This is a genomic window from Flavobacterium shii, assembly GCF_025847235.1.
Lineage (GTDB): Bacteria > Bacteroidota > Bacteroidia > Flavobacteriales > Flavobacteriaceae > Flavobacterium > Flavobacterium shii.
The window spans coordinates 294,432-319,894 of the sequence record NZ_JAOZEW010000003.1; the positions used below are offsets into that span (position 1 = coordinate 294,432).

21 protein-coding genes are annotated in these 25,463 nt (G+C 32.4%); 8 read left to right on the forward strand and 13 right to left on the reverse strand.

The window, feature by feature from the left end:
• Positions 1-100 precede the first annotated feature (100 nt).
• Positions 101-2,893, forward strand: coding sequence for an excinuclease ABC subunit UvrA (gene uvrA / locus OIU83_RS04985; RefSeq protein WP_264205165.1), 2,793 nt, complete (start codon positions 101-103; stop codon positions 2,891-2,893).
• 12 nt (positions 2,894-2,905) lie between these two features.
• Here uvrA and OIU83_RS04990 read toward each other — a convergent pair whose 3' ends face one another.
• The 6 genes from OIU83_RS04990 to OIU83_RS05015 all read right to left on the reverse strand — a co-directional run bounded on the left by OIU83_RS04990 (position 2,906) and on the right by OIU83_RS05015 (position 11,109).
• The gene (locus OIU83_RS04990; RefSeq protein WP_264205166.1) at positions 2,906-3,205 is read right to left on the reverse strand and encodes a hypothetical protein; all 300 of its coding nucleotides are present in this window, start codon (positions 3,203-3,205) and stop codon (positions 2,906-2,908) included.
• 241 nt (positions 3,206-3,446) lie between these two features.
• On the reverse strand, positions 3,447-5,114 hold the full coding sequence (locus OIU83_RS04995) for a mechanosensitive ion channel family protein (protein WP_264205167.1): 1,668 nt from the start codon (positions 5,112-5,114) through the stop codon (positions 3,447-3,449).
• Positions 5,115-5,204: 90 nt separating this feature from the next.
• On the reverse strand, positions 5,205-6,674 hold the full coding sequence (locus OIU83_RS05000) for an oligosaccharide flippase family protein (RefSeq protein ID WP_264205168.1): 1,470 nt from the start codon (positions 6,672-6,674) through the stop codon (positions 5,205-5,207).
• A gap of 42 nt (positions 6,675-6,716) precedes the next feature.
• Complete coding sequence (locus OIU83_RS05005) at positions 6,717-8,000, reverse strand: glycosyltransferase family 4 protein (protein ID WP_264205169.1); 1,284 nt, start codon at positions 7,998-8,000, stop codon at positions 6,717-6,719.
• A 324-nt stretch (positions 8,001-8,324) separates the two neighbouring features.
• On the reverse strand, positions 8,325-10,760 hold the full coding sequence (locus OIU83_RS05010) for a YfhO family protein (protein WP_264205170.1): 2,436 nt from the start codon (positions 10,758-10,760) through the stop codon (positions 8,325-8,327).
• A gap of 49 nt (positions 10,761-10,809) precedes the next feature.
• Positions 10,810-11,109, reverse strand: coding sequence for a DUF4834 family protein (locus tag OIU83_RS05015; RefSeq protein WP_404827650.1), 300 nt, complete (start codon positions 11,107-11,109; stop codon positions 10,810-10,812).
• 117 nt (positions 11,110-11,226) lie between these two features.
• On the opposite strand from OIU83_RS05015, the gene OIU83_RS05020 reads away from it, so the two are divergent.
• Positions 11,227-12,219 carry a transporter gene (locus tag OIU83_RS05020; RefSeq protein ID WP_264205171.1) on the forward strand — a complete coding sequence of 331 codons (993 nt, stop codon included), beginning with the start codon at positions 11,227-11,229 and terminating at the stop codon, positions 12,217-12,219.
• A 73-nt stretch (positions 12,220-12,292) separates the two neighbouring features.
• Positions 12,293-13,411 carry a GTP cyclohydrolase gene (locus OIU83_RS05025; RefSeq protein WP_264205172.1) on the forward strand — a complete coding sequence of 373 codons (1,119 nt, stop codon included), beginning with the start codon at positions 12,293-12,295 and terminating at the stop codon, positions 13,409-13,411.
• Positions 13,412-13,469: 58 nt separating this feature from the next.
• On the opposite strand, the gene OIU83_RS05030 is transcribed toward OIU83_RS05025, so the two are convergent.
• Both OIU83_RS05030 and OIU83_RS05035 read right to left on the reverse strand, forming a co-directional pair.
• Positions 13,470-13,919 carry a hypothetical protein gene (locus OIU83_RS05030; protein WP_264205173.1) on the reverse strand — a complete coding sequence of 150 codons (450 nt, stop codon included), beginning with the start codon at positions 13,917-13,919 and terminating at the stop codon, positions 13,470-13,472.
• A 138-nt stretch (positions 13,920-14,057) separates the two neighbouring features.
• Positions 14,058-15,320, reverse strand: a complete 1,263-nt coding sequence (locus OIU83_RS05035) for an aminotransferase class I/II-fold pyridoxal phosphate-dependent enzyme (RefSeq protein ID WP_264205174.1) — start codon at positions 15,318-15,320, stop codon at positions 14,058-14,060.
• Between the two features lie 359 nt (positions 15,321-15,679).
• Here OIU83_RS05035 and nirK point away from each other — a divergent pair, with 359 nt between their 5' ends.
• Genes nirK through OIU83_RS05050 form a run of 3 tightly spaced genes read left to right on the forward strand, consistent with a single transcriptional unit; the run spans position 15,680 to position 18,460 of the window.
• Positions 15,680-17,065 carry a copper-containing nitrite reductase gene (gene nirK / locus OIU83_RS05040; protein ID WP_264205204.1) on the forward strand — a complete coding sequence of 462 codons (1,386 nt, stop codon included), beginning with the start codon at positions 15,680-15,682 and terminating at the stop codon, positions 17,063-17,065.
• Between the two features lie 6 nt (positions 17,066-17,071).
• On the forward strand, positions 17,072-17,842 hold the full coding sequence (locus tag OIU83_RS05045) for a formylglycine-generating enzyme family protein (protein ID WP_264205175.1): 771 nt from the start codon (positions 17,072-17,074) through the stop codon (positions 17,840-17,842).
• Positions 17,843-17,857: 15 nt separating this feature from the next.
• Positions 17,858-18,460: an SCO family protein gene (locus OIU83_RS05050; protein WP_264205176.1), complete on the forward strand. Its 603-nt coding sequence runs from the start codon at positions 17,858-17,860 to the stop codon at positions 18,458-18,460.
• A 474-nt stretch (positions 18,461-18,934) separates the two neighbouring features.
• On the opposite strand, the gene OIU83_RS05055 is transcribed toward OIU83_RS05050, so the two are convergent.
• The 4 genes from OIU83_RS05055 to OIU83_RS05070 all read right to left on the reverse strand — a co-directional run bounded on the left by OIU83_RS05055 (position 18,935) and on the right by OIU83_RS05070 (position 22,212).
• Positions 18,935-20,173: a hypothetical protein gene (locus OIU83_RS05055; protein ID WP_264205177.1), complete on the reverse strand. Its 1,239-nt coding sequence runs from the start codon at positions 20,171-20,173 to the stop codon at positions 18,935-18,937.
• Between the two features lie 203 nt (positions 20,174-20,376).
• The gene (gene ric, locus OIU83_RS05060) at positions 20,377-21,108 is read right to left on the reverse strand and encodes an iron-sulfur cluster repair di-iron protein (RefSeq protein ID WP_264205178.1); all 732 of its coding nucleotides are present in this window, start codon (positions 21,106-21,108) and stop codon (positions 20,377-20,379) included.
• A gap of 109 nt (positions 21,109-21,217) precedes the next feature.
• A complete protein-coding gene (azu, locus tag OIU83_RS05065; RefSeq protein ID WP_264205179.1) occupies positions 21,218-21,736 on the reverse strand; it encodes an azurin in 519 nt (172 codons plus the stop codon).
• Between the two features lie 26 nt (positions 21,737-21,762).
• Positions 21,763-22,212: an RrF2 family transcriptional regulator gene (locus tag OIU83_RS05070; protein ID WP_264205180.1), complete on the reverse strand. Its 450-nt coding sequence runs from the start codon at positions 22,210-22,212 to the stop codon at positions 21,763-21,765.
• Between the two features lie 204 nt (positions 22,213-22,416).
• Here OIU83_RS05070 and OIU83_RS05075 point away from each other — a divergent pair, with 204 nt between their 5' ends.
• Positions 22,417-23,202 carry an NYN domain-containing protein gene (locus tag OIU83_RS05075; RefSeq protein ID WP_264205181.1) on the forward strand — a complete coding sequence of 262 codons (786 nt, stop codon included), beginning with the start codon at positions 22,417-22,419 and terminating at the stop codon, positions 23,200-23,202.
• A gap of 41 nt (positions 23,203-23,243) precedes the next feature.
• Positions 23,244-24,755 carry an FMN-binding glutamate synthase family protein gene (locus tag OIU83_RS05080; RefSeq protein ID WP_264205182.1) on the forward strand — a complete coding sequence of 504 codons (1,512 nt, stop codon included), beginning with the start codon at positions 23,244-23,246 and terminating at the stop codon, positions 24,753-24,755.
• 88 nt (positions 24,756-24,843) lie between these two features.
• Here the strand turns inward: OIU83_RS05080 and OIU83_RS05085 are convergent, their stop codons facing one another.
• Complete coding sequence (locus tag OIU83_RS05085) at positions 24,844-25,257, reverse strand: hypothetical protein (RefSeq protein WP_264205183.1); 414 nt, start codon at positions 25,255-25,257, stop codon at positions 24,844-24,846.
• Between the last annotated feature and the right edge of the window lie 206 nt (positions 25,258-25,463).

Here is a 25,463-nt window from a genome sequence, read left to right on the forward strand (position 1 = left end):
ACCAAAGCTCAGTTACGTTTCATTTTTAGATAAATTGAGTTCCTATCCTTAACATAACTCAAATGAAAATTGATTACTTTTGTGGAAATTGATTTTTTGTATGCAAATTGACCTTTCTACACTCGACCCAAAGAAAAATATAATTATAAAAGGCGCTCAGGTACATAATTTAAAAAATGTAGATGTTGCGATTCCAAGAAACAAACTTGTTGTTATCACAGGGCTTTCCGGCTCTGGGAAATCGAGTTTGGCATTCGATACTTTATATGCCGAAGGGCAACGTCGTTATGTAGAAAGTTTATCTTCATATGCGCGTCAGTTTTTAGGTCGTTTAGATAAACCAAAAGTCGAATACATAAAAGGTATCGCTCCTGCAATTGCTATCGAGCAAAAAGTAAATACTACTAATGCCCGTTCTACAGTAGGAACTTCTACAGAGATTTATGATTATGTAAAGTTACTATTTGCAAGAATTGGCCGTACATACTCTCCGATTTCTGGTCAGGAAGTCAAAAAAAATACCGTTACCGATGTTGTTACCGATGTAAAAAGCTTCGACTTAGATAGTAAGTGGTTATTGCTGGCTCCAATTCATCTTGAAAAAGGAAGAAAACTGGAAGAAAAACTTAACGTATTACTGCAACAAGGATTTGCTCGTATTTTAATCGATAACGAAATGGTTCGTCTGGATGATTTTACAAATTCACTTGACACCACAAAAGATCAGGATATCTTATTGATTATAGACAGAATCGTTGTAAAAGAAGAAGAGGAATTTTATAACCGCCTTTCCGATGCAGTTCAGACTGCATTTTTTGAAGGAAAAGGAATTTGCTATTTACAAGAATTAAATACTAATAAAAAATACAGCTACTCCAATAATTTTGAGCTGGACGGAATCACATTCTTAGAGCCAAATCCACATTTATTCAGCTTTAACAATCCATACGGCGCTTGTCCTGCTTGCGAAGGTTATGGAAATATTATTGGTATTGATTCCGATTTGGTTATCCCTAATACTTCATTATCTGTTTACGAAAATGCTATTTTTCCTTGGCGTGGTGAAAGCATGAGTTGGTTTCGTGATCAGCTGGTAAATAATTCTCATAAATTCGATTTCCCGATACACAAACCTTACTTTCAATTAAGCGAGGAACAAAAAGAGTTAATCTGGAAAGGAAATCAATATTTTGAAGGCTTAAATGATTTCTTCAAAGAACTAGAAGAGAAAAATTATAAAATTCAGAACAGAGTAATGCTTTCGCGTTACCGCGGAAAAACAAAATGCCATGTTTGTAAAGGAAAACGTTTACGAATAGAGGCTTCTTATGTAAAAATAAACGGCAAAACAGTTTCCGATTTAGTCGATTTACCAATACAGCATTTAGTAACTTTTTTCAATGATATAGACCTTAACGTTTACGAAAAACAAATCGCAAAACGTTTGATGGTCGAAATTAATAATAGATTATCCTTTTTAACCGAAGTAGGTTTATCCTATCTTACTTTAAACCGAAATTCTTCGACTCTTTCCGGTGGAGAATCGCAACGTATTAATCTTGCAACTTCTCTAGGAAGTAGTTTGGTTGGATCGATGTATATTCTTGATGAGCCAAGTATTGGTTTACACCCAAAGGATTCTGAACGATTGATAAAAGTATTGCTTTCTCTTCGTGATTTAGGTAATACCGTAATTGTTGTAGAACATGATGAAGACATCATGAAAGCTGCCGATATGATTATCGATATTGGTCCGGAAGCAGGAACTTTTGGAGGTGAGTTAGTTGCTCAGGGAACGTATGATGAAATATTAAAATCATCGTCGCTAACTGCTAAATACTTAAATGGCGATCTAGAAATTGCTGTTCCTAAACATCGACGAAAATCTAAAAACTTCGTACAGGTTATTGGTGCTCGCGAAAACAACCTTAAGAATATAGATGTTACTTTCCCTTTGGATGTTTTAACTGTAATCACGGGAGTTTCTGGTAGTGGAAAAAGTACGCTTGTTAAAAAGATTTTATTTCCTGCCATTCAGAAAAAATTAGACAATGCAGCCGAAAAAGCAGGTCAGTTTACCGAAATAAAAGGCTCTTTCTCTCAAATAAAACATATCGAGTATGTGGATCAAAATCCTATAGGAAGAAGTTCACGTTCTAATCCTGTAACATACATAAAGGCTTATGATGATATTCGAGAATTATATGCTAAAGAAAAACTATCAAAAATAAGAGGATATCAAGCCAAACATTTTTCTTTTAATGTAGATGGTGGAAGATGCGAAACTTGTAAAGGAGAAGGCTCTATTAACGTCGAAATGGTTTTCATGGCCGATGTACAGTTGCCTTGCGAAACTTGTAGCGGAAAACGTTTCAAAAAAGAAATTCTTGAAGTTGCCTTTGACGATAAAAACATCAATGATATCTTAACGATGACAATTGATGATGCAATTAGTTTCTTTTCAAAAAACAATCAAACTAAGATTACTCAAAAACTACAACCATTGCAAGATGTAGGTTTAGGATATGTACAACTTGGGCAATCCTCTTCTACTCTTTCTGGTGGTGAAGCGCAACGTATTAAACTAGCTTCATTCTTGGTAAAAGGAGCTACAAAAGATAAGGCATTATTTGTTTTTGACGAACCTACAACGGGACTTCATTTTCATGATATCAAGAAGCTATTAGCTTCATTTGATGCATTAATTGATAAAGGACATTCTATAATTGTAATTGAACACAATCTTGACCTTATAAAATGTGCCGATTGGATAATAGATCTAGGTCCTGAAGGTGGAGAAAACGGCGGGGAATTACTAGCCGAAGGAACTCCAGAGGAAATAGTTAAAGTAAAAAAGTCAATAACAGGTATTTATTTAAAAGAAAAACTATAATCCCGAATAATTTTATTCGTGATAACATTTATCTTCAAATGGGAAGCCGTCTTCATCGATGGCTACCAATATCTTTTTGTTTTTAGATGATTCTATAGTCAGGTACAACCAGGCAATTGACCATAATCCAAATGTTAAGCAACAAATAAGGAAATTAAAACTGTGGTCAACTACTCTTTCTCCTTTTGATAAAACAGCAAAAAGCATTTCATCATTTCTTTCTTCTAAAATAAAACCGTTGTGAATTTTATTTGAAATTATGTTTGAGAAAACTTGTAGACTCTCTTCTTGCGTAAATTGTGGGCTTTTCATAATCGTTTATTAAAATTATTTTAGCTATTTACTTTAATAATTTATTCTAGTGGAATTTAGAAAGTAAAATTAGTTTACAATAATAAACTACACAATACCCACTTTTAGTGATTTTACAATTAGTAATTCATCATAAAACACTAAAAAGTATCAATTCTCCAAGACAGACCCAGCTATTAAAAGATTCATTGCAGATTAAACAATCTCTTTCTCTCAAATACATATGATCTAAAACAATAAATTACAACTTGCCATTTATATTAAACGTGGGAGTTTCGTAATTATTACCCAAATAGTCTTCGGGTATCGTTGTTTTATTTCCATCGCGAAGCGCTTTATAATGTGGAGACATAATCTCGATCCCTGCTTCATTAAAACTATCCTGAATATTTTGATGCAAAGAAGAGTAAATTAATGGTTGTTTTTGAGGCTCTTTGGTATATGCATTAATCTCATAAGCAACGTAAAAATCATCTAAACCTGTTTGAAGAACAAATGGTTCTGGAGTACTTTCTATAAAATCTGTTTTAGAAGCCGCAATGATTAATGCTTTATGAACATCCCTCCAAGGCACATCATAACCTATGGTAACGGTCGAATGAATGACCAATCCTCTGGCATCCTCTTTTGTATTCGCAGAGTAATTAGTTGATGTACTCGATAAAACAGTCGCATTTGGTATTGTTATGTCTTCAAATTTAGGTGTTCTTACACGCGTAACCAAAGCTGTTTTTTCGATAACAACCCCACTTACATCTCCTATTTTTATAAAATCACCAATTTTAAAAGGACGCATATAAGTTATTACAAGTCCAGCAACCATATTGGCAATCGCATTAGATGATCCTAATGAAAATAAAATCCCCACAAAAACTGAAACTCCTTTAAAAATTGGAGAATCTGAACCTGGTAAATACGGAAAAATAACAACCAACATAAAGGCATACATTAAAAAACGGATGATATTAAAAGTTGGTCTTGCCCAATCACTATAAAAACCATCTACTTTAATGTTTCCTTTACTTATTTCATCTACAAAGAACTTGATTACTTTTAAAGTATACCTAAAGATAAACACTATTACAATTATCGTAAATAAATTAGGCAGGAATGCCACAAAACTCATAATAGCCGATTTTGCAGGCGTAAGAACCCAGCGTAATAATGTTGTTGTATACTTTTCGGTGGCAGGAAAAATGCTAAAAAGTATTGGTAAGGACAAATACACTATTAATATTAGAACAAAAGTTTTTATAACACTCATTAAGCGCATCGCAAGAAAATGTTGCTTTTGCGGGCTAAGAATATTTATCTCGCCGTATTTAAATCCGGTAAAATATTTATCTTTATTTCTGGAAATATAAAGACTTCCTTTATTAAAAAGCTTACCTACGCCAATCAAGACAAGTCCAAGAATCAATACTAATAAAGCCGTAAATCCAAGCCTTTTTGGCAACAAGGAATAGTTTTCATTCTGAAAAAGAATAGCTCTTTTTATTGCCGTAAAATTACGTTCTGCAATAGCCTTAGCCGTCATGTTCTCAGATTTTGCATCAGCTTCCAGAATCGACATTACTACAAAATCATTTTCATAAGTAATATCCAAGCTTATATCCGAAGGAATGATTTTTAAAGAATCAGTAACAAAAAAAGCGTCTTCGTAGAGTTTTTTTACTTTGTCGGAAATCGCCTTGGCTCTATTCTCTGCAGAGAACGAACCTACCTTATTATAAACATAAAAAAGGGTGTCTTTAAAAGGCGTTACAGGATATCCTTTTAAATCGGCTTTAGCAATAGTATCGCTTTGAACGATTTGTTTTTCAGGTTGTTTTTTTGCCTTTTGAGCAAAACTAACTATCGAAACTAAAAACAAGGGAATGAGCAGAAAAACAATTACACTCTTTTTCATATTTGTATGTAATAATATACACCACAATAAAGGTGGTCTAACAAATATAAAACAAAATAACTTACGTTTAGTTCCTAGCCTTATTTCTTACTAAATTTTAACTCCAAGCTTATTTATAAACTTATTTATTACTTGGTTTATCTCTTTAGAAATAGCGAATTTATAGTTTAAATACACATAAAAAACCGTCACAATAACCGATTTTAAAGCAATTCCGATTAACGGATAAACAGGAAATTCCCAAAAATAAAATAATACAAATAATACTGCTGTAACCAGCAACGAATACAAATTTTGCTTTGTAAAAGGATACAAATGGAGTTTCTTAACTACAAAAAGTAATTTTGCCAAACTATAACAAGTAATCGACAATAAAGTTGCAAATGCAGAACCTTTAATACCGTAAATCGGTATAAAAATTATATTTAAAACAAAGGTCAAAACAACTAAACCTAACCCTAAGAACAACACTGTTCGATAATATTTTGTGTTAAAAATAATAGCATTATTATTCCCTAAAATAAGATCAAAATATTTAGATAATCCAATCATAAAAACAACTGGAACCCCTCCTCTATATTGCTCAGGAACTATTTCATATAACTGATTAATATTTACGAAAATACACAACATCACAAACCCACCAACAATCTGTAAGTTTATAGATGTCTTTTTGTACAAATCATTCAATTCATCGTGTTTATCATCATGCATCAACTTTGCCGTAATAGGATATACGATTTGATGCATAGCACGGCTTGGAACCGAGATTACCAATGCTATATATGTTGCTACCGAATAATAAGCAATATTCTCTATTTTCATATACTGATTAAGCATAAGCTTATCTCCATCCAAAAGCAAATTGGCTACACTTCCTGAAAGAATTATATAAAACGTATATTCCATTACACTTTTTACATTCTCAGGTATAGTGATTTGAAAGTTTGGCTTCTTGATACTAAAAGCATAAAACATCGTTACGATAAAAGCCAAAAAATAAATTGCTGCCGTTATATAAACAAATTGGATCAAGGTTATCCAATTAAAATACAATCCTACTAATACAAACGTAGAAAACAGCCTTAAACCAACTTCTTTAATAAAGTTACCAAAAACAGAATGCATGTGTACCCTTGCCCAAGCATAAAAAATCTCGAAATAAGCCATGCAAATTCCGACAAAGGGAATCAGTAAAATAAATTCTTTAACAACAGGGTTTTTCTTTGATACGAAAACTGTAATGTCATCAAAAAAGAAAAAACCAATTATCCCTAATGGAATACACATTAGTATGGGAAATAAAGCCGTAAACGACAAAAATTGCTCCCTTTCTTCTTCTGTTTTATATTGAGAATAAAATTTGACCAACGTATTTTGCATCCCTATAGCAAACAAAGGCATAATAACATTTGCTGCAGAGAGAATATAATTCGTTAAACCATAATACCTTTCGCCTAAGTAAATCGGATATAAATAAAGCGTGTTTATAGCACCGATACCAAAACCAATATATGTTATAATAGTATTTTTAAAAGACTGATTTAAGACTATGCCCATTGAAGGTATTTATGATTTTAATTTTAAAGTATAAGAAGTATTCTATTTAATCAATTGTGCTAACTGCTTCGTTAGATTTTTTCTAGAATACTGTTGCAATCCTACTCCGTTTGCTTGTAGTTTCCCTTCTAAGAATTGATTATAAAAATCCAAAATTACACTTTTTAATTTCATTTTTTCAGAATAGTCAAAAAACACTCCTGTATTTGTCTGAGTTATAATATCTGAGAAATCAGAACCCTTAGGTCCAATTGCGATTATTGGTCTATTAGAAACCATGTATTCAAACAACTTACCAGGAATAATACTCTTGGTATCTTCTGAATTGATTTCGATTAATAATAAAACCTGAGATTTTTTTTGATGTGCAATAGCTTCGTTGTGCGAAACATAACCTAAATTATTCAAGTAATCATTAAGCTTGAACCTAGCAATTGTTTCTAATACTTCCTGACTTACTGCTCCAATTAATTTTATCTCTAAATGCTGCTTGAATTCAGGAATTTCCTGTAATAACTCAACCAAACATTCCCATAAAAAAAGCGGATTCCTTTCGGATAAGAAAGAACCAATATGTGCCAAAGTAAATTTGGTATCTAATATTTGTTTCTCAACATTCTCAACATCATAACCATTGGTAATAACTTCAATAGGTTTTGTCGTGATCTCTTGAAATTCGGCTTTTGTAGTTTTACTCGTAACAAGAATAGTATCGGCGGTATTTAAAACCTGATACTCTAATTTCTTATGTTTCCTGGCAGCATAACCCGATAAACGCAATGATTTATGATATCCTATAGTAGTCCATGGATCACGAAAATCGGCAAACCATTTTATATCTAATTTCTGTTTTAACTCTAAACCTATAAGATGCAAACTATGTGGCGGTCCAGAAGTTACAATCGTATCGATATTATTCTCGACAATATATTTCTCCAAATAAGAAACAGATGGTTTTACCCATAATACACGGGCATCTGGAATAAATAAATTACCACGAATCCAAAGAAATGTTTTATCAAGAAACGATTGCTTTTTTTGATTTGGAATAATTCCAGAAGCAATTTTCTTTGTTTTATTTTTCGAAAAAAAAGAAGCTAATTGATACGGTTCTATAATTTTATTCTTAATAACAATTACCTTATCCGAAACCTCATTAACCAATCCTTCATCGACAATTGGATATGTTGGATTTTCAGGCACATATACAATTGGCTGAACACCAAATTCCGGCAAATATTTTACAAATTTTAACCAACGTTGTACGCCAGGTCCTCCAGCTGGTGGAAAGTAATATGTTATAATTAGGAGTTTCTTTTGTTCCAAGAGTTTTTATTTTTGAATAATGATTTGTGATTTCAGATTCAATTAATCATTAATCTATAATCTTAAGTTTATTTTGAATTTGAATTTGAATTTTTTCAGCTGTGCTTTACATATCAGAAACTTCAATAATTGTCATCATTCTCTCTAATCTTTCCAGATAAGAAAGTGATTTTATTTCGGTATCCTTTCTTTTTCGATAGCCTTAATATTTGATCCAATAATTTTATCTGTTTCCATTTTCAACAAATACTAAAAAAACTCAAAAGTTTCTTGCTTTTTGAATTCCTCTGTAAAATTCACAAAGCAAGAAACTGACACTAATTACTAAGACTGAGCACTAGATTTCCTTCTTTCAAAATAAATTCCTCCTATTAAAAGAAGCAACATCCCTATTGAACTAAAAAGTGTAATTGTACCTCCGGTTTTAACAACTTGTGGTTCAAATTTGAACTCTATTGTATGTTTTCCTCCCGGAACTTCCATTCCTCTCAAAACATAATTCACAGGAAAATGATCTGTAAGTTTACCATCTATATAAGCATTCCAACCTTTTCCATAATAAATCTCTGAGAATACTGCCAAACCTTCATTTAAATTATCCGATTTGTATTTGATATAATTAGGTTTATAAACTTCTAATTTTATAGTTCCGTTAGCATCCCATTTCTTTTTTAATCTAGCACTTTTAAATTTAGAACCATAATCATGAATATTAAAAACAGCTACATTTTTAGTGTCCAAATGCTCTAAAGTTTTCATCTCTGCATCGGCTGTATTAACCAATTTCAAATCTTTTACAAACCAAGCATTACCATTGGCATCTGGATTTATTGTTGGAAATTCCTGACCTTCTTTATTTACCTGAATAACATACTTAACATTAAGCATATTAAGAATTTCTAAATTATTTTTAGAAATTTGATAATCAAACAATTGTTGCATTCTTCTAGGTCTTACCGCACTATATCCTCCAATTGTTTTATGGAAATAAGATGTTCTTCCTTGTAATTGTCCCTGAACATCAAATACGCGGTAAACCGAAGTATCCTTTAAAATTTGAGTATCTGCTGGCGTTTCTTGAAAAGGAGCCGCAATTTGTACCGGACTAACGAAATCTTTTGCTGAAACATATTTTTTATCTACAAAAAATAAATCAAAAATCATAAAAATACTAACTATTATAAGTGCCGTATTTTGTGATAATTTATTTTTGATAAAGAACCATAAGGCTCCAAAAGTAACCACTATGAAGAATCCTGAACGCAATAAATCTGCAGAGTACAAGCTTCTTCTATCGGCTTTAAGTGCATCAACAAAATCAGGTCCGTAACTTTCTAGAAAGTAACTATCACTTGCTCCCGAGAAATTAAACATGCTTTTACTAAAAAGCAATATCAATAAAACACCTATACTAAAAACTCCTGTTTGAACCAATCCTTTTTGCTGTAACTTAGGATCAGTATCTTTTAGTTTGAAAAAAGATTGTAATCCCATAATTGCAAGAACAGGGAAGCATAATTCTAAAATAACCTGTATCGAAGAAACTGCTCTAAATTTATCATACATCGGAACGTAATGAATAAAAAAGTCTGTTAGTAACGAGAAATTTTTACCCCAAGAAAGTACTAAAGAAACCATTGCGCCTGAAAAGAACACATATTTAATTTTTCTGTCATCAATAAACAAAGCCAAAACTGCCAAAAAGAAAACAACAACTCCTATGTATGCTGGTGCAGAAACGATAGGTTGATCTCCCCAATATGTTGGCATTGCTGAAACAAAATCCTGAGCTTGTCCTTCCGGAACTCCTTGCCCAATCATGAATTCATACATTTTACTATCTGTACCTACAGGTTCATGGCTAGAACCTCCAAAAAGTCTTGGTGCAATTAAATTAAAACTTTCGGCAATACCATAACTATATTCGGTGATATAGTCGGTTGTCATTGATGCAGTTGTTAGATTTTTAGATCCATCTGGATTGAAAGTCAATTCACTTTTATCACGAATACTAAAACTAGCATATTCGGATGTAGCCAATAAATTAGTAGCATTTGCGCCTAAAGCAAAAATTCCGGCTACAGCCAAAACTCCAAATGATATTAAAAGTGGCTTATATTCTTTCTCTTTAATAAAATTAAAAGCGTAATATCCTGAAAGAATCAATAAGAAAATCAATAAGTAATAAGTCATTTGGAAGTGGTTGGCATTGATCTCCAACGCTACCGCAAACATGGTGAGCAAACCTCCGAGAATATATTTTTTCTGAAAAACGAGTATAAATCCGGCAATAACCAGTGGCATATATGCAATAGCATGTGCTTTGGCATTATGTCCAACTCCTAGAATAATAATTAAATATGTAGAAAAACCAAAAGCTAGTGCTCCTATAAATGCTTTAAGAGGATCGATTTTTAAAACCAATAACAACCCATAAAACCCTAAGAAATAAAGGAAAAGATAATCGGCAGGACGAGGTAAAAATCGTAAAGCGTCATCTATTTTCCCTACATAATCATGTGGATAATTAGCCCCTAATTGATAAGTAGGCATTCCGCCGAAAGCCGAATTTGTCCAATAAGGTTCAGAATGTTCAGTTGCTCTGAAATCATTTTGCTCTTTGGCCATTCCGGTATATTGTGCAATATCCGATTGAAAAATCTGTTTTCCTTGTAATACAGGATAAAAATAAATTAAAGAAACGAGTACAAATCCCAATATAACAAGGGCATGCGGATAAAGCTTATTTATTACTTTCAATTTTGGTAGGTTTGGTTAAGGATGAAAATCTATTTATTCGATCACAAATTTAATCTATTTCTTCGTAATCAACGTAATCACCGACTTTTTTGGTTTCACGCGGTTTTTTCGCATTAGCGGTATCAATTATCACCTCATCATTTGTTCTGGTTTTTTGCCATGAATTATTTTGTTGCTGCTGTGTATATTGTTGTTGCTGTCTCTGAAAATTCTCTCCTGCTTTATCTACCACTTTCTTTACTAAAACTGGCAAAAATAATTTTGCCAAGAATCTAAAAATGTAATAAAAAGCAATCATATAAAAAATTGCTTTTATAAGACCTGAAAAAGATGCTGTTTGCATAATCATATAATTTTTTTCAAAAATAATAAATCCATTCTTCAAAATTAAGATATCAATCTTAAATAAATAATAAAATATAGTACATTTGAAATGCGTTATTACTTTTTAACTAAAAAAAATAATATGTTTAAAATCAAAAACTTGATTATTTCCTGCGTTTTATTAACGCCTTATCTTTTTTTCGGCCAACATACCGATGTAATCAACTCAAACCGTCCTGGTGAAACAATGTCGGCATTTGCTGTAGGAAAATCAGTAATCCAAGCTGAAGTTGGCGTATACGGAATCAATGAAAAACATAATTTATTAAATTACGACGCTAGTGGTTTCGGAACAGATTTAACACTTCGCTGGGGACTTTTTCGTGAGCAATTGGAACTTATTGCCGATTTGCAATATCAAATGGAAGATTACAGCACTCCCTATAGTAGCTACAAAAAAAATGATTTTAAACAGACTATATTAGGAGCAAAATATTTAATCTACGATCCGTTTAAAAACTACGAAAAGAAAACCAATATATATAGCTGGAAAGGTAATCAACGATTCAATTGGCATCAATTAATTCCTGCAGTTTCTGTTTTTGCAGGAGCAAACTTTACTTTTGCAGGTAATCCTTATGCCTTTACAAAAGAATCTAGCATTTCTCCAAAAATCATGTTGATTACTCAAAACCATTTAGGTGATGGAAAATGGGTATTTGTAACTAATATTATTGCTGATTACATCACAACCGATTATCCAAGTTATGGATATGTATTAACGCTTACGAGAGGTTTTAATGATAAATGGTCTGGTTTTGTAGAAAATCAAGGCTACAAAAGCGACTTTTATAGCGATTGTATCGTGAGAGGTGGTGCTGCATATTTGTTAAATAAAAACATGCAAATCGATGCTTCTTTAAGCACAAACTTTAAAGACACTCCCTCTATTTTTTACGGAGGTGTTGGGTTTTCATGGCGTTATGATGCCAAGTATAAAGAGGTTCAAATGAGCTTTAAAGACGGAAAAGACAAAAAAGGGAAGAAAGGAAAGAAAGATAAAAAAAGTAAAAAGCAAACAGACGAAGAAGATTATATGAAAATGGAGCAAAAACGAAAAGCTACTTTTGAATAAAATTAAGCCTAAAACAAGAACTACTATCTCCTAAAAAAACAGGAATATTTTTAAAATAAACAATACAATCTTAATGATTACAATACAAGAAGCTAAGTCTAAAAAGGAATTAACCGAATTTATAAAATTTCCTTTCTCATTATATAAAGACAATAAATATTGGGTCCCACCTATTATTGCCGATGAGTTGGAAACTTTTGATAAAACTAAAAACCCCGCTTTCGAAAATGCCGAAGCTACTTTTTTTGTCGCACATAAAAACAATGAAATAGTAGGAAGAATTGCTGCCATAATTAACTGGGATGAAGTTAATGGACAACAAAAAAAGAAAGTCCGTTTTGGCTGGTTCGACGTTATTGATGATATTGAAGTTACCAAAGTTTTACTAGAGAAAGTATATGAATTAGGTCGAAAAAACAACCTTGAATACGTTGAAGGTCCAATGGGATTCTCTAATCTAGATAAGGTTGGCGTTTTAACCGAAGGATTTGATGAAATCGGAACCATGATTACTTGGTACAATCATCCTTATTACGCAACTCATTTTGAACAATTGGGTTATGTTGTAGAAAAAAAATACGATGAAAGTAAATTTCCTTTTTCAAACGTAAAACCAGAATTTTTCGAAAAGGCAAATGAATTGGTAAAGAGAAGATATCAATTAAAACCGCTTAATTTCAAGACAACCAAAGAAGTTATGCCTCATGTAGATAAAATGTTTGATTTATTTAATGAGTCTTACGCTTCTTTATCATCATTTGTAGCAATATCGGATGTGCAAAAAGAGTATTTCAAGAAAAAATATATTAGTTTTATCAATCCTGAGTTTATAAAATTCGTAGAAGATAAAGATCATAATATCGTAGCATTCAGCATTGTAATGCCTTCATTTTCGGAAGCTTTACAAAAAACTAAAGGAAAGCTGTTTCCATTCGGATTCCTTCATTTGCTTAAAGCAAAAAAACATAGTAAGGACATGATTTTTTATTTAATTGGCGTTCATCCAGAATACCAAAATAAAGCCGTAACAGCAATAATATTCAATGAATACTACCATACTTTCAAAGAAAAGGGTATTGTAAATTGTTATAGAACTCCTGAACTTGCCGATAATGCAGCTATTCATAATTTATGGAAACACTTTAGCCCCGTAGTACACAAACGAAGAGCTACTTTTCGTAAAGAATTATAAAAACCAAAAATCCATTCGTTATGTACGAATGGATTTTTTTATTGCCTAAGTTTTAAATCTATTTACAATCAACCTTTGATAATGTCATTTTTGCATCAAACTTCAATGTCTTTTTATCTTTAAAAACCATTTTTCCGTTTTTTTCGATAAGATCCCCGTAGCCATCAATATAAGTTGTTCCCTTTTTCAAGAAAGCAACTTCCCTTACAGAAGAAACCCCTTCGGATTGAAAAGTATAATCGGCAATGAGCGTATCTCCTTTAATAGTTCCGTTTATAGTCCCTTCATTTTTATCTTTTTCGTAAATTTTGTATATCAATTCTCCGTTTACCTCATTGCGCGAATTTGTATTCAGGGTCATTTTTATAGTATCTTTATTAATTACCGACTCGAAACATTGCTCGCCTACAGATTCTACTGCATCGAGGGTTACTTCTTCTGGCTTATTTTTTTTACAAGAAACTAATACCATTGTAAAAACTCCAATTATTAGCATTATTTTTTTCATAATCATTCCGTTTAAAAGTTTGAGTGTTAAATATACTATATAAAAGTTTTAAACAAAAAAAATCCATTCGCATAACGAATGGATTCTTTTATATAATCCCCATATAATCAAAAAATAATATAGGATTCAAGCTAATTACTATGCATCTAAATCAACTTTAGTTCTGCTTGCAATTTCTTTATAAGTTCCGTTTTCTAATTTTTCACGAATGGCTTCAAAAGCTACTAACGTTTCGTCAATATCACTTAAAGTATGTGATGTAGTAGGTATCATTCTTAATAGAATGATACCTTTTGGTATAACCGGATAAATTACGATTGATAAGAAGATACCGTAGTTTTCTCTTAAATCATTTACCATTACCATTGCTTCTGGCACACTACCTTCAAGATAAACTGGAGTTACACAAGTATTTGTATCACCAATATTAAAATTTCTAGAGCGTAATCCGTTTTGTAAAGCATTTACGTTTTCCCAAAGTTTATCTTTTAATTCTGGGTGGCTACGTAACAATTCCAAACGTTTCAAAGAACCAATAGTTTGAATCATTGGTAATGCTTTTGCAAACATTTGAGAACGTAAGTTGTATTTCAAATAATCAATAATATCTTGATCTGCAGCTACAAAAGCCCCGATATTTGCCATAGATTTAGCAAAAGTAGAGAAATAAACATCTATATCATCCTGAACTCCTTGCTCCTCACCTGCTCCAGCTCCTGTTTTACCAAGTGTACCAAAACCGTGTGCATCATCTACCAAAAGTCTGAAATTGTATTTTTGTTTAAGAGCTACGATTTCTTTTAATTTCCCTTGTTGTCCTCGCATTCCAAAAACACCTTCGGTAATAAATAGAATACCACCACCTGTTTCAGTTGCCATTTTCGTAGCACGTTGCAGGTTTTTTTCCATACTTTCAAGATCATTGTGTTTGTATGTAAAACGTTTACCCATGTGCAAACGAACACCATCAATAATACAAGCGTGAGAATCTACATCATATACAATGATGTCATTTTTAGTAACCAAAGCATCAATAATAGATACCATTCCCTGGTAACCAAAATTCAATAAATAAGCCGCTGGTTTCATTACAAAATCAGCCAATTCATTTTCTAATTGCTCATGATATTTAGTATGACCAGACATCATACGCGCACCCATAGGGTAAGCTGCTCCAAACTGAGTTGCAGCATCAATATCGGCCTGACGAACTTCTGGATGATTTGCTAAACCTAAATAGTCATTCAAACTCCAGTTTAAAATATTTTTTCCACCAAATTGCATTCTTGGACCAAGTTCACCTTCTAATTTAGGGAAAACAAAATAACCCTCAGCTTGTGAAGCCCATTTTCCTAATGGCCCTTTATTGTTCTGAATTCTTTCGAATAAATCTTTTACCATAAATATATTTTGAAGTAATAATTTTAATTTAAACAGCGTGCAAAAATAATGATTATTATTCTAAAATAGAGTTAGCCAATTATTTTTATTAAAAAATATTCTGAATATCAATATTCAATGAATTAATCACATCGGAAAGCATTTTATTTAACAAGATTAAACGCGAACATAAAAATAAAAGTCAATTAAATTTAGCTATAATCTTGTAAATAACACATGACTTTTGTCATAACAAAAGACAAAACAGTCTTTTAAATTTGTTTTAGATTTAAAAACTAAAATAAACCAAATTTATTATGAAAGAAGAATTTAAAAAACTCATTAAGACTAAAGTCTTTTTATATGCTTTTTTTGCAATAATGATTTTAGCATCATGCAAAAAAGGAGAAGAATCAACGAATTACACAAAAATTGTAACGGATGGAGAAATGGAAGCCGAACTTACTGCTCCCCCAATGGTACCTAAACCTATTGGTAACAGACCTGCAATGAAGTTAAAGGTTAATATGGAAATTAAAGAACAGGAAGGGACAATGACCGATGGAGTAAAATATACGTATTGGACATTTGGCGGATCTGTTCCGGGAAGCTTTATCAGAACACGTGTTGGTGATGAAGTAGAATTTCACTTAAAAAATCACCCTGATAACAAACTACCTCATAATATCGATTTACATGCCGTAACAGGCCCAGGAGGTGGAGCCTCATCATCACTGGTTGCTCCCGGTCATGAAAAAGTATTTAGTTTTAAGGTAATAAACCCCGGATTGTATGTTTACCATTGTGCAACTGCTCCCGTAGGAATGCACATTGCTAACGGAATGTACGGTTTAATTTTGGTAGAACCAGAAGGAGGTCTCCCTCCTGTAGACAAGGAATACTACGTTATGCAAGGCGACTTTTATACTCAAGGTGAATATGGAGCCAAGGGACTTCAACCTTTTGATATGAATAAAGCCGTGAAAGAAACTCCCGATTATGTTGTTTTTAATGGTAGAGTTGGTTCTTTGACAAATGGAAATGAGCTTACCGCAAAAGTGGGAGAAACTGTTCGTTTATTTGTTGGAAATGGTGGTCCTAACCTAGTTTCTTCATTCCATGTTATTGGTGAAATATTCGATCATGTACATGTTGAAGGCGGAAGTCTTATCAATAAAAATGTTCAGACTACTTTAATTCCTGCCGGCGGTGCATCGATAGTTGATTTTAAAGTAGAAACTCCCGGAAATTTCATTATTGTTGACCACTCTATTTTTAGAGCATTTAACAAAGGTGCTTTGGGAATCCTAAAAGTAGAAGGTGCAGAACATAAAAATATCTATTCGGGAACTATCCAAGAAGGTATTTATTTACCAGAAGGTGGAACAATCCAAAAAATGCCTGACTATGGAGCTACAAAAACAGCTATTCCAAAAAGAACAGTAGCCGAAAGAGTGAAAATTGGAAAAGAGATTTTTGGAACAACGTGTTTTGCCTGCCATCAATCCGAAGGACAAGGAATTCCTAGTGCGTTCCCTCCTCTCGCAAAATCAGATTATCTTAATGCAGACCCAAAACGAGCAATCAAGACAATCCTGCACGGTTTGAGTGGCGAAATAACTGTAAATGGTAAAAAATACAACAACATTATGCCTAGCCAGAATTTATCCGATGATGAAATAGCAAATATTATGACCTATATATACAATAGTTGGGGGAATAATAAAACTGAAGTAACTCCCGAAATGGTAAAAGCCCTAAGATAAAACATTATGCAAAAAAGCTTTTTCATTATTATCCTTTTCTTAGCTCATATAGGAATGATAAGAGCGCAAGAATCGAAGATGGTTCCGATAAAAGAGGGCTCGTTTGTCCCTCTTTACGGAGCTACAGTAAAAAACCCAATTGTTGTGAAGCCCTTTTTTATAGATGTTTATCCAGTTACTAATCGTGAGTTCTTGAGTTTCCTCAAAAAGAATCCAAGCTATAACAAATCCAAAATAAAGGCTATTTATGCAGATAAAAGCTATCTATCGTATTGGAAAACTGATTTTGATTTTGGAAGTGCAAATCCAAAAGCACCAGTAACCAACGTTTCCTGGTTTGCTGCCAGGAAATATTGTGAATGTCAAGAAAAACGTTTGCCTACAATGGATGAATGGGAATATGTTGCTATGGCAGATGAAAAAAAAATTGATGCCAGAACCAAATCGGAATTCAATAAATACATATTGTCATGGTATGAAAAATCAAAAACATACGAGAATTCTATTGGAGGGACATTCAAAAATTACTGGGGAGTTTATGATATGCATGGTTTAGTATGGGAATGGACGGCAGATTTTAATAGCATCTTTCTATCAGGAGAATCCAGAAAAGATAAAAGCGAAGACAAAAATCTTTTTTGTGGTGGAGCCTCGGTAAATGCAACCGATTTAATGGATTATGCAGCTTTTATGAGATACGCATTTCGAGGAAGTCTCAAGGCACAATATTCAACACGAAATCTAGGCTTTCGATGCGCAAGCACTAAAAAGCAATAATTTTAAATATTTAAAATGAAAATAATAATAATCGCAATTTCCATATTAGCTTTTAGTCTGCAAGGTTGCAAAGATTCTAAAGATAGTACCGCAATTGTAACTCAAGATAAACCAATTAGTGATTTATCGATTTACAATTTACCATCACAATGGACTAATCAAGATGGGAAAAATATAGAACTAAAAAGCCTGAAAGGCAACGTTCTTGTTATGGTAATGATCTACACGACTTGCAAAGCAGCATGCCCCAGATTAGTAGCCGATATGAGAAATATAGAATCCCGATTGAATAAAAACAACAAAAAGAATGTAAAGCTTATTCTCGTAAGTATTGATCCTGAAACTGATACTCCCGAAAAATTAAAAGCATTTGCTATAGCAAATAAAATGGAAAATGACCCGTGGCTGTTCTTGCGTTCTACAGAAGAAAACACACGTGAGTTTGCAGCAGTTCTCGCAGTAAACTATAAGAAAATATCACCGGTAGAGTTTTCCCATTCTAATATCATAAGTGTTTTTAATCCCGATGGCGAATTAATATACCAACAAGAAGGTTTAGGTGTAAATAATGATAAAACTGTAGACAGAATAAATATGGAAGCAGAGAAGATTAAATAGGTTGATTAGTAAGAGAACAAGGGAAGATTTTTATTAATCGACCCTTGTTTTTTTTATCTATAGAATTAACCGCAAAGTTCACAAAGGATTACGCAAAGGTCGCAATACCGATCCCAAAGCTTCGGAACGGGATAAAATCATTGTAATCATTTTAATTCTATCTAACTCTTTGCCGAAGGAACGCGGATTATGCGGATTCGCTAAAGCGAAAACACGGATTAAACGGATTTTATTTTCGATTATTTTTAAATCAGTTTTTAATCCGCGGCTTTACTTTTGTAAATCCATTTCATCCGCGTCTCATTATAGACAATTTAAGTTAGCAACTCTTTGTCAAAGACCCAAACCGTACTTTCTTGGCCCGAGACTGAAAGTCGAACAGACGAAGTAAATCTGTGGCAAAAAAAATTAACTGCAAAGCTTAAATCTTTTTAATTCTATGTAACTATTTTTAATTTAATAAATTTAACTAGTCTAATTTATGGCTAATATTTTTGTTTTAAATATTGATACCATAATCAAGCTTAAGCCAACGACAATAAGAACACTCGTTCCAAAAACTTCTTCGTAATAGCCCCAAAGTGCGCCTTTACCAAAGTAAAGAAATCCCCCTTGAAGAAATAACAAAACTTCTGTTGCTACATATCCCACAATGAAGCATTTTATTCCTAAACGGAGTAAATAAGATTGAGGTGAAAGCATCTTATTCTGAATTAATATTCCAAATAAAAATCCTGTAATTACACCTAAAGTTGTTAAATGGATAAAGCCAATTATAAAATTTCTAATCTGGTGTGAAGCTTCTGCTAGTTTAGGAATTAAAACCAATAGTTGAATACCTATTTTTAAGAATAATGAACATAAAGCCAAACTGTAAACCATTTTGGCTGTAGTGTCTAAATTAGCTTTAAACCATCCCCATTGTGGTTTTAGCATTTTATAAAAATAGATAAAAGCAACCAATTGCAAGATAACTCCAATAGTATTAATCCAACTTAATAAACTATTCTTAACATACCAGCTTACAGGGAATGCAAGCGTTAAAAATGTTGCTATAATGAGTAATGTGAAGAATATTTCAAACTTTTTTTTATCTATTTTATCTTCGAATTGTTTTAAGAATAAAGCTAAAACAGCAAATAAAAACCAACCGTTAAATTGAAAATGAAGGAAAAACTGAATTGCAATTTGATAAAAAGCACTTTGTTTACCCAACATACTTACCGCTGGTCCTAAACACCAAACACCAAAAGTTGACAAAACCATAAACAAAACAGCTACTAATAAAAGCTTATAATCACTTGTTTCATCCTTAAAACCATCTCTCCAAACCAGCCAGCAAAATACATAGCTTAATAAAATATGTAGTGTAGAAAACACAATCGAAAACAAAGCATATCCCTGAATAGGAAAGGTTATCATCATGCCGATAACTGCAAATTCTGTAGTCCAAAATAATTGATTGTAAATTGCTTTCTCGCTTTTATCTTTTGGTATAAAAAAGTGAACAATTAAAACATAAATCATCAAATAAGCCCAACCTAACATTGCTACATGGGAATGTGCATGAAGTAAAAAACTATAATTTATATTTTGCAAAGGAAACAGATATAGAAAACGCATTAATAATCCCATAACCGAAGCTATCAGAAAATTAAAAAAGCAACATAAAATCCAACTTCTTTGCGAATTCATTTCAACTAACAATTTCATTTTTTATCATATTAAAAGTAGTTTTATTTACCTAAAATTCAACCCTGTAATTTATATAAGTTCATATAATAAAAGTATTTAAAGACTTATATTTACTTTAGTACCTTTATGATTATGAATAGTTATTTCAATAAAAAATGCGCCGATGTAATCATTCCCTCAAATGATCTATCGGCACATTTCTTTTTTAACCATTCATTTTACTATGCTCTTTCTGAAAATTCCTCTTCTAAAATGATAGCTTTAGGAAACAAAATATTGTTTTCTAAATGAATGTGTTTGTGTAAATCCTGCTCAAACTCTTTAAGCATTGCAAATGTTACCTTATAAGTAGTACATCCATCACTTGGTGCTGTGTAATTATTTGTTAAGCTGGCAATTTCACGAAAGCGTTCTCCTTCGTTATCATGTTCTTGCATCATCATAGCAATTGGATTGGATACCGTTCCAAAAGATGGTTGAGATAAAGGCCCATCAGATTCCTTAGTTTTTACCATTCTTTTGATAAAAGGGAACAACATAAGCTCTTCCTTTTTCATGTGTTGCGACAATTCTCCAGCACATTCGGTAAACAATTCGTTTATCTTATATAATTCGGGATGATTTGCTCCATGTACGCTACATAGTTTATTTAAAAACTGTATTAAAATTGTAGATTTATCCTCTACATAACGATGATGCGTTTTTTCGATATAATCTACCAATAAATCTAAAGGCCATGAATCAAAATCGATTGTATTACTGCCTTCAGATTGCAATACATCATACACATTTTGCATTAAAACATCTGAATCAATATCTTGTTTTTCACAAACTTCATTAATAGTCCTATTCCCTTTACAACAAAAATCGATTTGATATTTTGTAAATACAGCAGCTGTTCTAAAATCTTTGGCTACAAATGAACCAATTGTTTTATCTTTTAAGTTTTCCATTTTCTCTAAAATTAAATTATTATTTATCTGACCTTAATAAAAGACAAAACTATCCTTTATTAGCTTGTAAAAAAACTCTAACCTATAAATTAAGATTAGAGTCTATTATTTATTCTACAATTAAAACACCTTTCATCATGGCAACATGGCCCGGAAAAGTACACAAGAAATTGTATGTCCCTTTTTTATCAATAGTAAATTCAATAGTATCTTCTTCTCCTCCTCCAATTAACTTAGTGTGAGCTATAATCGACGTTTTTTCTGAAGCGGGAATATAATCAGTGTCTTTCGCAGCAATCGCTTTGGCTGCAAAAGCCGCTTCATCGGTACCTTCTTGCAAAATAACCAAATTGTGTCCCATTGCTTCTTTTGGTATTTTACCTACATGTTTTAATGTTAGTGTAATTGGTTTTCCTGCTATAGCTTTTAACTCTTTAGTACTAAATTGCATTTGGTCATTCCCCTCAATAACCAAAACATTGCTAACAGCTTCTGCCTGACCTTCAGTACCTGTTGTAGTTCCATTTACCTCGGTAGCTGCATCTGTTGTTGCGTCTTTTTTACCACATGAAGTTATTGCGAAAAAACCCATTAGCATTACGATAGAAATTTTGACTCTTTTATTCATTTTTAAGTATTTAAATTATTATAATATTATTCACTTTTATTTAATGTTTTAAGAAAGAAATCACCTGATTTTACTCCCAAAGCAAGTTCCTGTAATGTTGTCTTTGTAAGCATAGCAAGAAGCAACTCACGTATTTGCTTGAATTCATTATGCACCGGACAAGGATGAATCTCTGAACATTCTTTTAAACCAATTCCACATCCTTTATATATATTGTCTCCATCTATAGCATCTACAATCTGGATTAATTTTATAGATTTTACCGCATCATTAGATACCTCAAATCCTCCTCCCACTCCTTTAGACGAATCAATTATTCCGCTTTTGGTAAGAATCTGCATTATTTTGGCTGTGAAAGGTTCTGGTGAATCAATTTCTTTTGCCACATCTTTTATTCCTACCCGGATTCCCTGAGATGATTTGGTTGCAATAAATATTGATGCACGAATACCGTACTCACAAGCTTTTGAAAACATAGAAAGATGTATTAAATTCCATACAAATATATTTAAAACAACATTAAAAGACAAATTTATCCTTAATAGATTTTCAAATAAAAAAAGACCTTATTTATAACCAAAATAATTTAATTAACTCAAAACACATATTATATATCAAGTGGATTTAAAACCAATTTTAGTTTTACCTTTGGTAGATTATAATTTTGTAAAACCAAAAAAATGTCTTTAAACAGCACCAAAGAACTAAAACTTGCCGTACTTATCGATGCCGATAATGTACCGTATAGCAATGTAAAAGGTATGATGGAGGAAATTACTAAATTTGGCACTCCAACCACTAAACGTATTTATGCTGATTGGACCAAACCAAACTCCAATGGATGGAAAGCTGTTTTACTAGAGCACGCCATTACCCCTATTCAACAATACAGCTATACTGTAGGTAAAAATTCATCCGACTCTGCTTTGATTATTGATGCCATGGATTTATTATACTCAGGAAAACTAGATGGATTTTGTATTGTTTCCAGCGATAGTGATTTTACACGTTTGGCAATTAGATTAAGAGAATCCGGCATGAAAGTAATTGGTATTGGAGAAAAGAAAACGCCAAACTCATTCATTGTTGCTTGTGACAGGTTTATTTATATTGAGGTTCTGGATGGAGCAATCCAAAAGAAAAAACCTAAGACTAACAACAATGCAATCGATGCAAAAAAACCAGTCGAAAAACCAACTGAAAAAGCCTTACATAAAATAGATGCTCCAACTATTGAACTTATTGAAGCAACCATCGAAGACATTGAAGATGATGATGGATGGGCATTCCTAGGTGATGTTGGAAATTTAATTGTAAAGAAAAAACCGGAATTCGACCCTAGAAATTATGGTTTTTCTAAGCTTACGCCAATGTTAAAATCGCTAACTGATATTCTTGAAATTGACGAAAGAGAATCGGATAAAAAAGGCATTAAACATGTTTATGTACGCTTACGATTCAATTAATTATTAAACTATTATTCATTACATTTTAATTTTTTACGAACATGAGAAAAAAATTCTTTATCTACGGATTTTTATTATTTCTAGTTGTTACTGCAATTTACCTATATACTGACCGTGGTTTTTTACTCGTTATTATTATTCCTATATTGTTGGTTGTTGGTGTTTATAATGCAAATCAAAAAAAGCATGCTATCTTAAGAAACTTTCCTGTTTTAGGCTATTTCAGGTATTTATTTGAAATGATCGCGCCTGAAATTCAACAATATTTTATCGAAAGATCCACAGATGGTAAGCCATTCTCAAGAAATCAACGTTCATTAGTATATCAAAGAGCCAAAAATATAGATTCCAGTTCCCCTTTTGGAACGCAATTAAATCTTAATCACGATAGTTACGAAGGAATCAAACATTCTATTTTTCCTGCAAAAGTAAATGAAGAATTACCTCGTGTTCTTGTAGGTGGTAAAGATTGTAAACAACCTTACCTAGCCTCTATACTAAATATTTCGGCAATGAGTTTTGGTTCCCTAAGCGAAAATGCTGTTCGCGCTTTGAACATCGGTGCTCAAAAAGGAAAATTCTATCAAAATACTGGTGAAGGTGGACTTACAGAATTTCATCTTGCTGGCGGTGGAGATATTACTTGGCAAATAGGTACGGGATATTTTGGTTGTCGTGATATAAACGGAAACTTTGATGGAGAAAAGTTCAAAGAAAAAGCACTTTTACCAAACGTAAAAATGATTGAAATCAAGCTATCTCAAGGTGCTAAACCTGGACATGGTGGCGTACTTCCTGCAGCTAAAAACACAGAACAAATAGCAAAAATAAGAGGCGTTCAACCTCATACCATGATTTTATCTCCTCCAAGCCATAGTGCATTCTCTGATGCAAAAGGGCTTGTACATTTTATTGCACGCTTACGCGAATTATCCAACGGAAAACCAATTGGATTTAAGCTTTGTATCGGAAATACCAAAGAATTTGAAGCCATTTGTCATGAAATGATTTCTGAAGATTGTTATCCTGATTTCATTACTATAGATGGTGCCGAAGGTGGTACCGGAGCTGCTCCACTAGAATTTGCAGATGGTGTTGGTATGCCATTTGAACCTGCTTTGATTTTTGTAAATAAAACGTTGATTTCCCTAAATATTAGAGATAAGATGAGAGTAATTGGTAGCGGAAAAATAATCTCAGGATATTCTATTCTTCACGCTGTTGCTCTAGGTGCCGATATGTGTAATAGCGCCAGAGGCTTTATGTTCTCATTAGGTTGTATACAAGCTTTACGTTGTCATAATAATGAATGCCCAACAGGAGTTGCTACACAAAATAAAATGTTGATGAAAGGCTTAGTTGTTACTGATAAATCAGATCGCGTATTTCATTTCCATAAAAACACATTGCATTCTGCAAATGAATTATTGGCTGCTGCAGGAAAGACACGTTTCGCCGATGTTGATATCAATATCTTTATGCGCGGTGATGAATTTACCAATTTATCCGAACTATACTTCCCCGATAACTTAACAAGCGTTACCAATCGATAAATTAAAAAGGCCTCTTTAGCTATATTGCAAAAGAGGCTTTTGATTTTTCAACTAACAAGAGATTTTAAATATCTTATTTTCCGTAGGCTTACTTTTCTTTTAACAACTCTTTTAATTCTTCCTTATTAATTATCAATTTGGACAGAACTGTATTATCCTTAGCTAGAAAATACACATGAAAGGTCACCCCTTCTTCGATTAACTCTTTAGGAAGCTGGTCTTTTTTAATCATTTCAGCTAACAAATCAGGAAATCCCTTGGTATAATTTTGTTTATTTAATTCGTTTTGTTCTAAATCAGTTTCTATTCTTATCTCAATTTTATTGTCTTCTAAATATCCTCTAGCAGTAGTACCAGTAATATTTTCACCTTTAAAACTTGGAGCTATACTAGTATTGTAGGTAACAACATACTCCTGAAGTTTTTGTTTGGTGTTTTTACAACTTACTAATAGCAATACAATAGCGATGGCAAATGAGATTTGGATAATTTTCTTAATCATATTTTTTTGTTTTTGAGTTGAATCAATAAATCATTAATTCAAACATAATCTAATTATATTTCATACACAATACTTATTACAGAACAGAACATTCATAACCGTATGATTAAATATCATGCTATGGAATGCCTTCCCTAAAGTTTTGAACTTTGACAAAGGCTTGATATCTACTAATCGGGATTATCATAAAAGATATAGTGTACAGC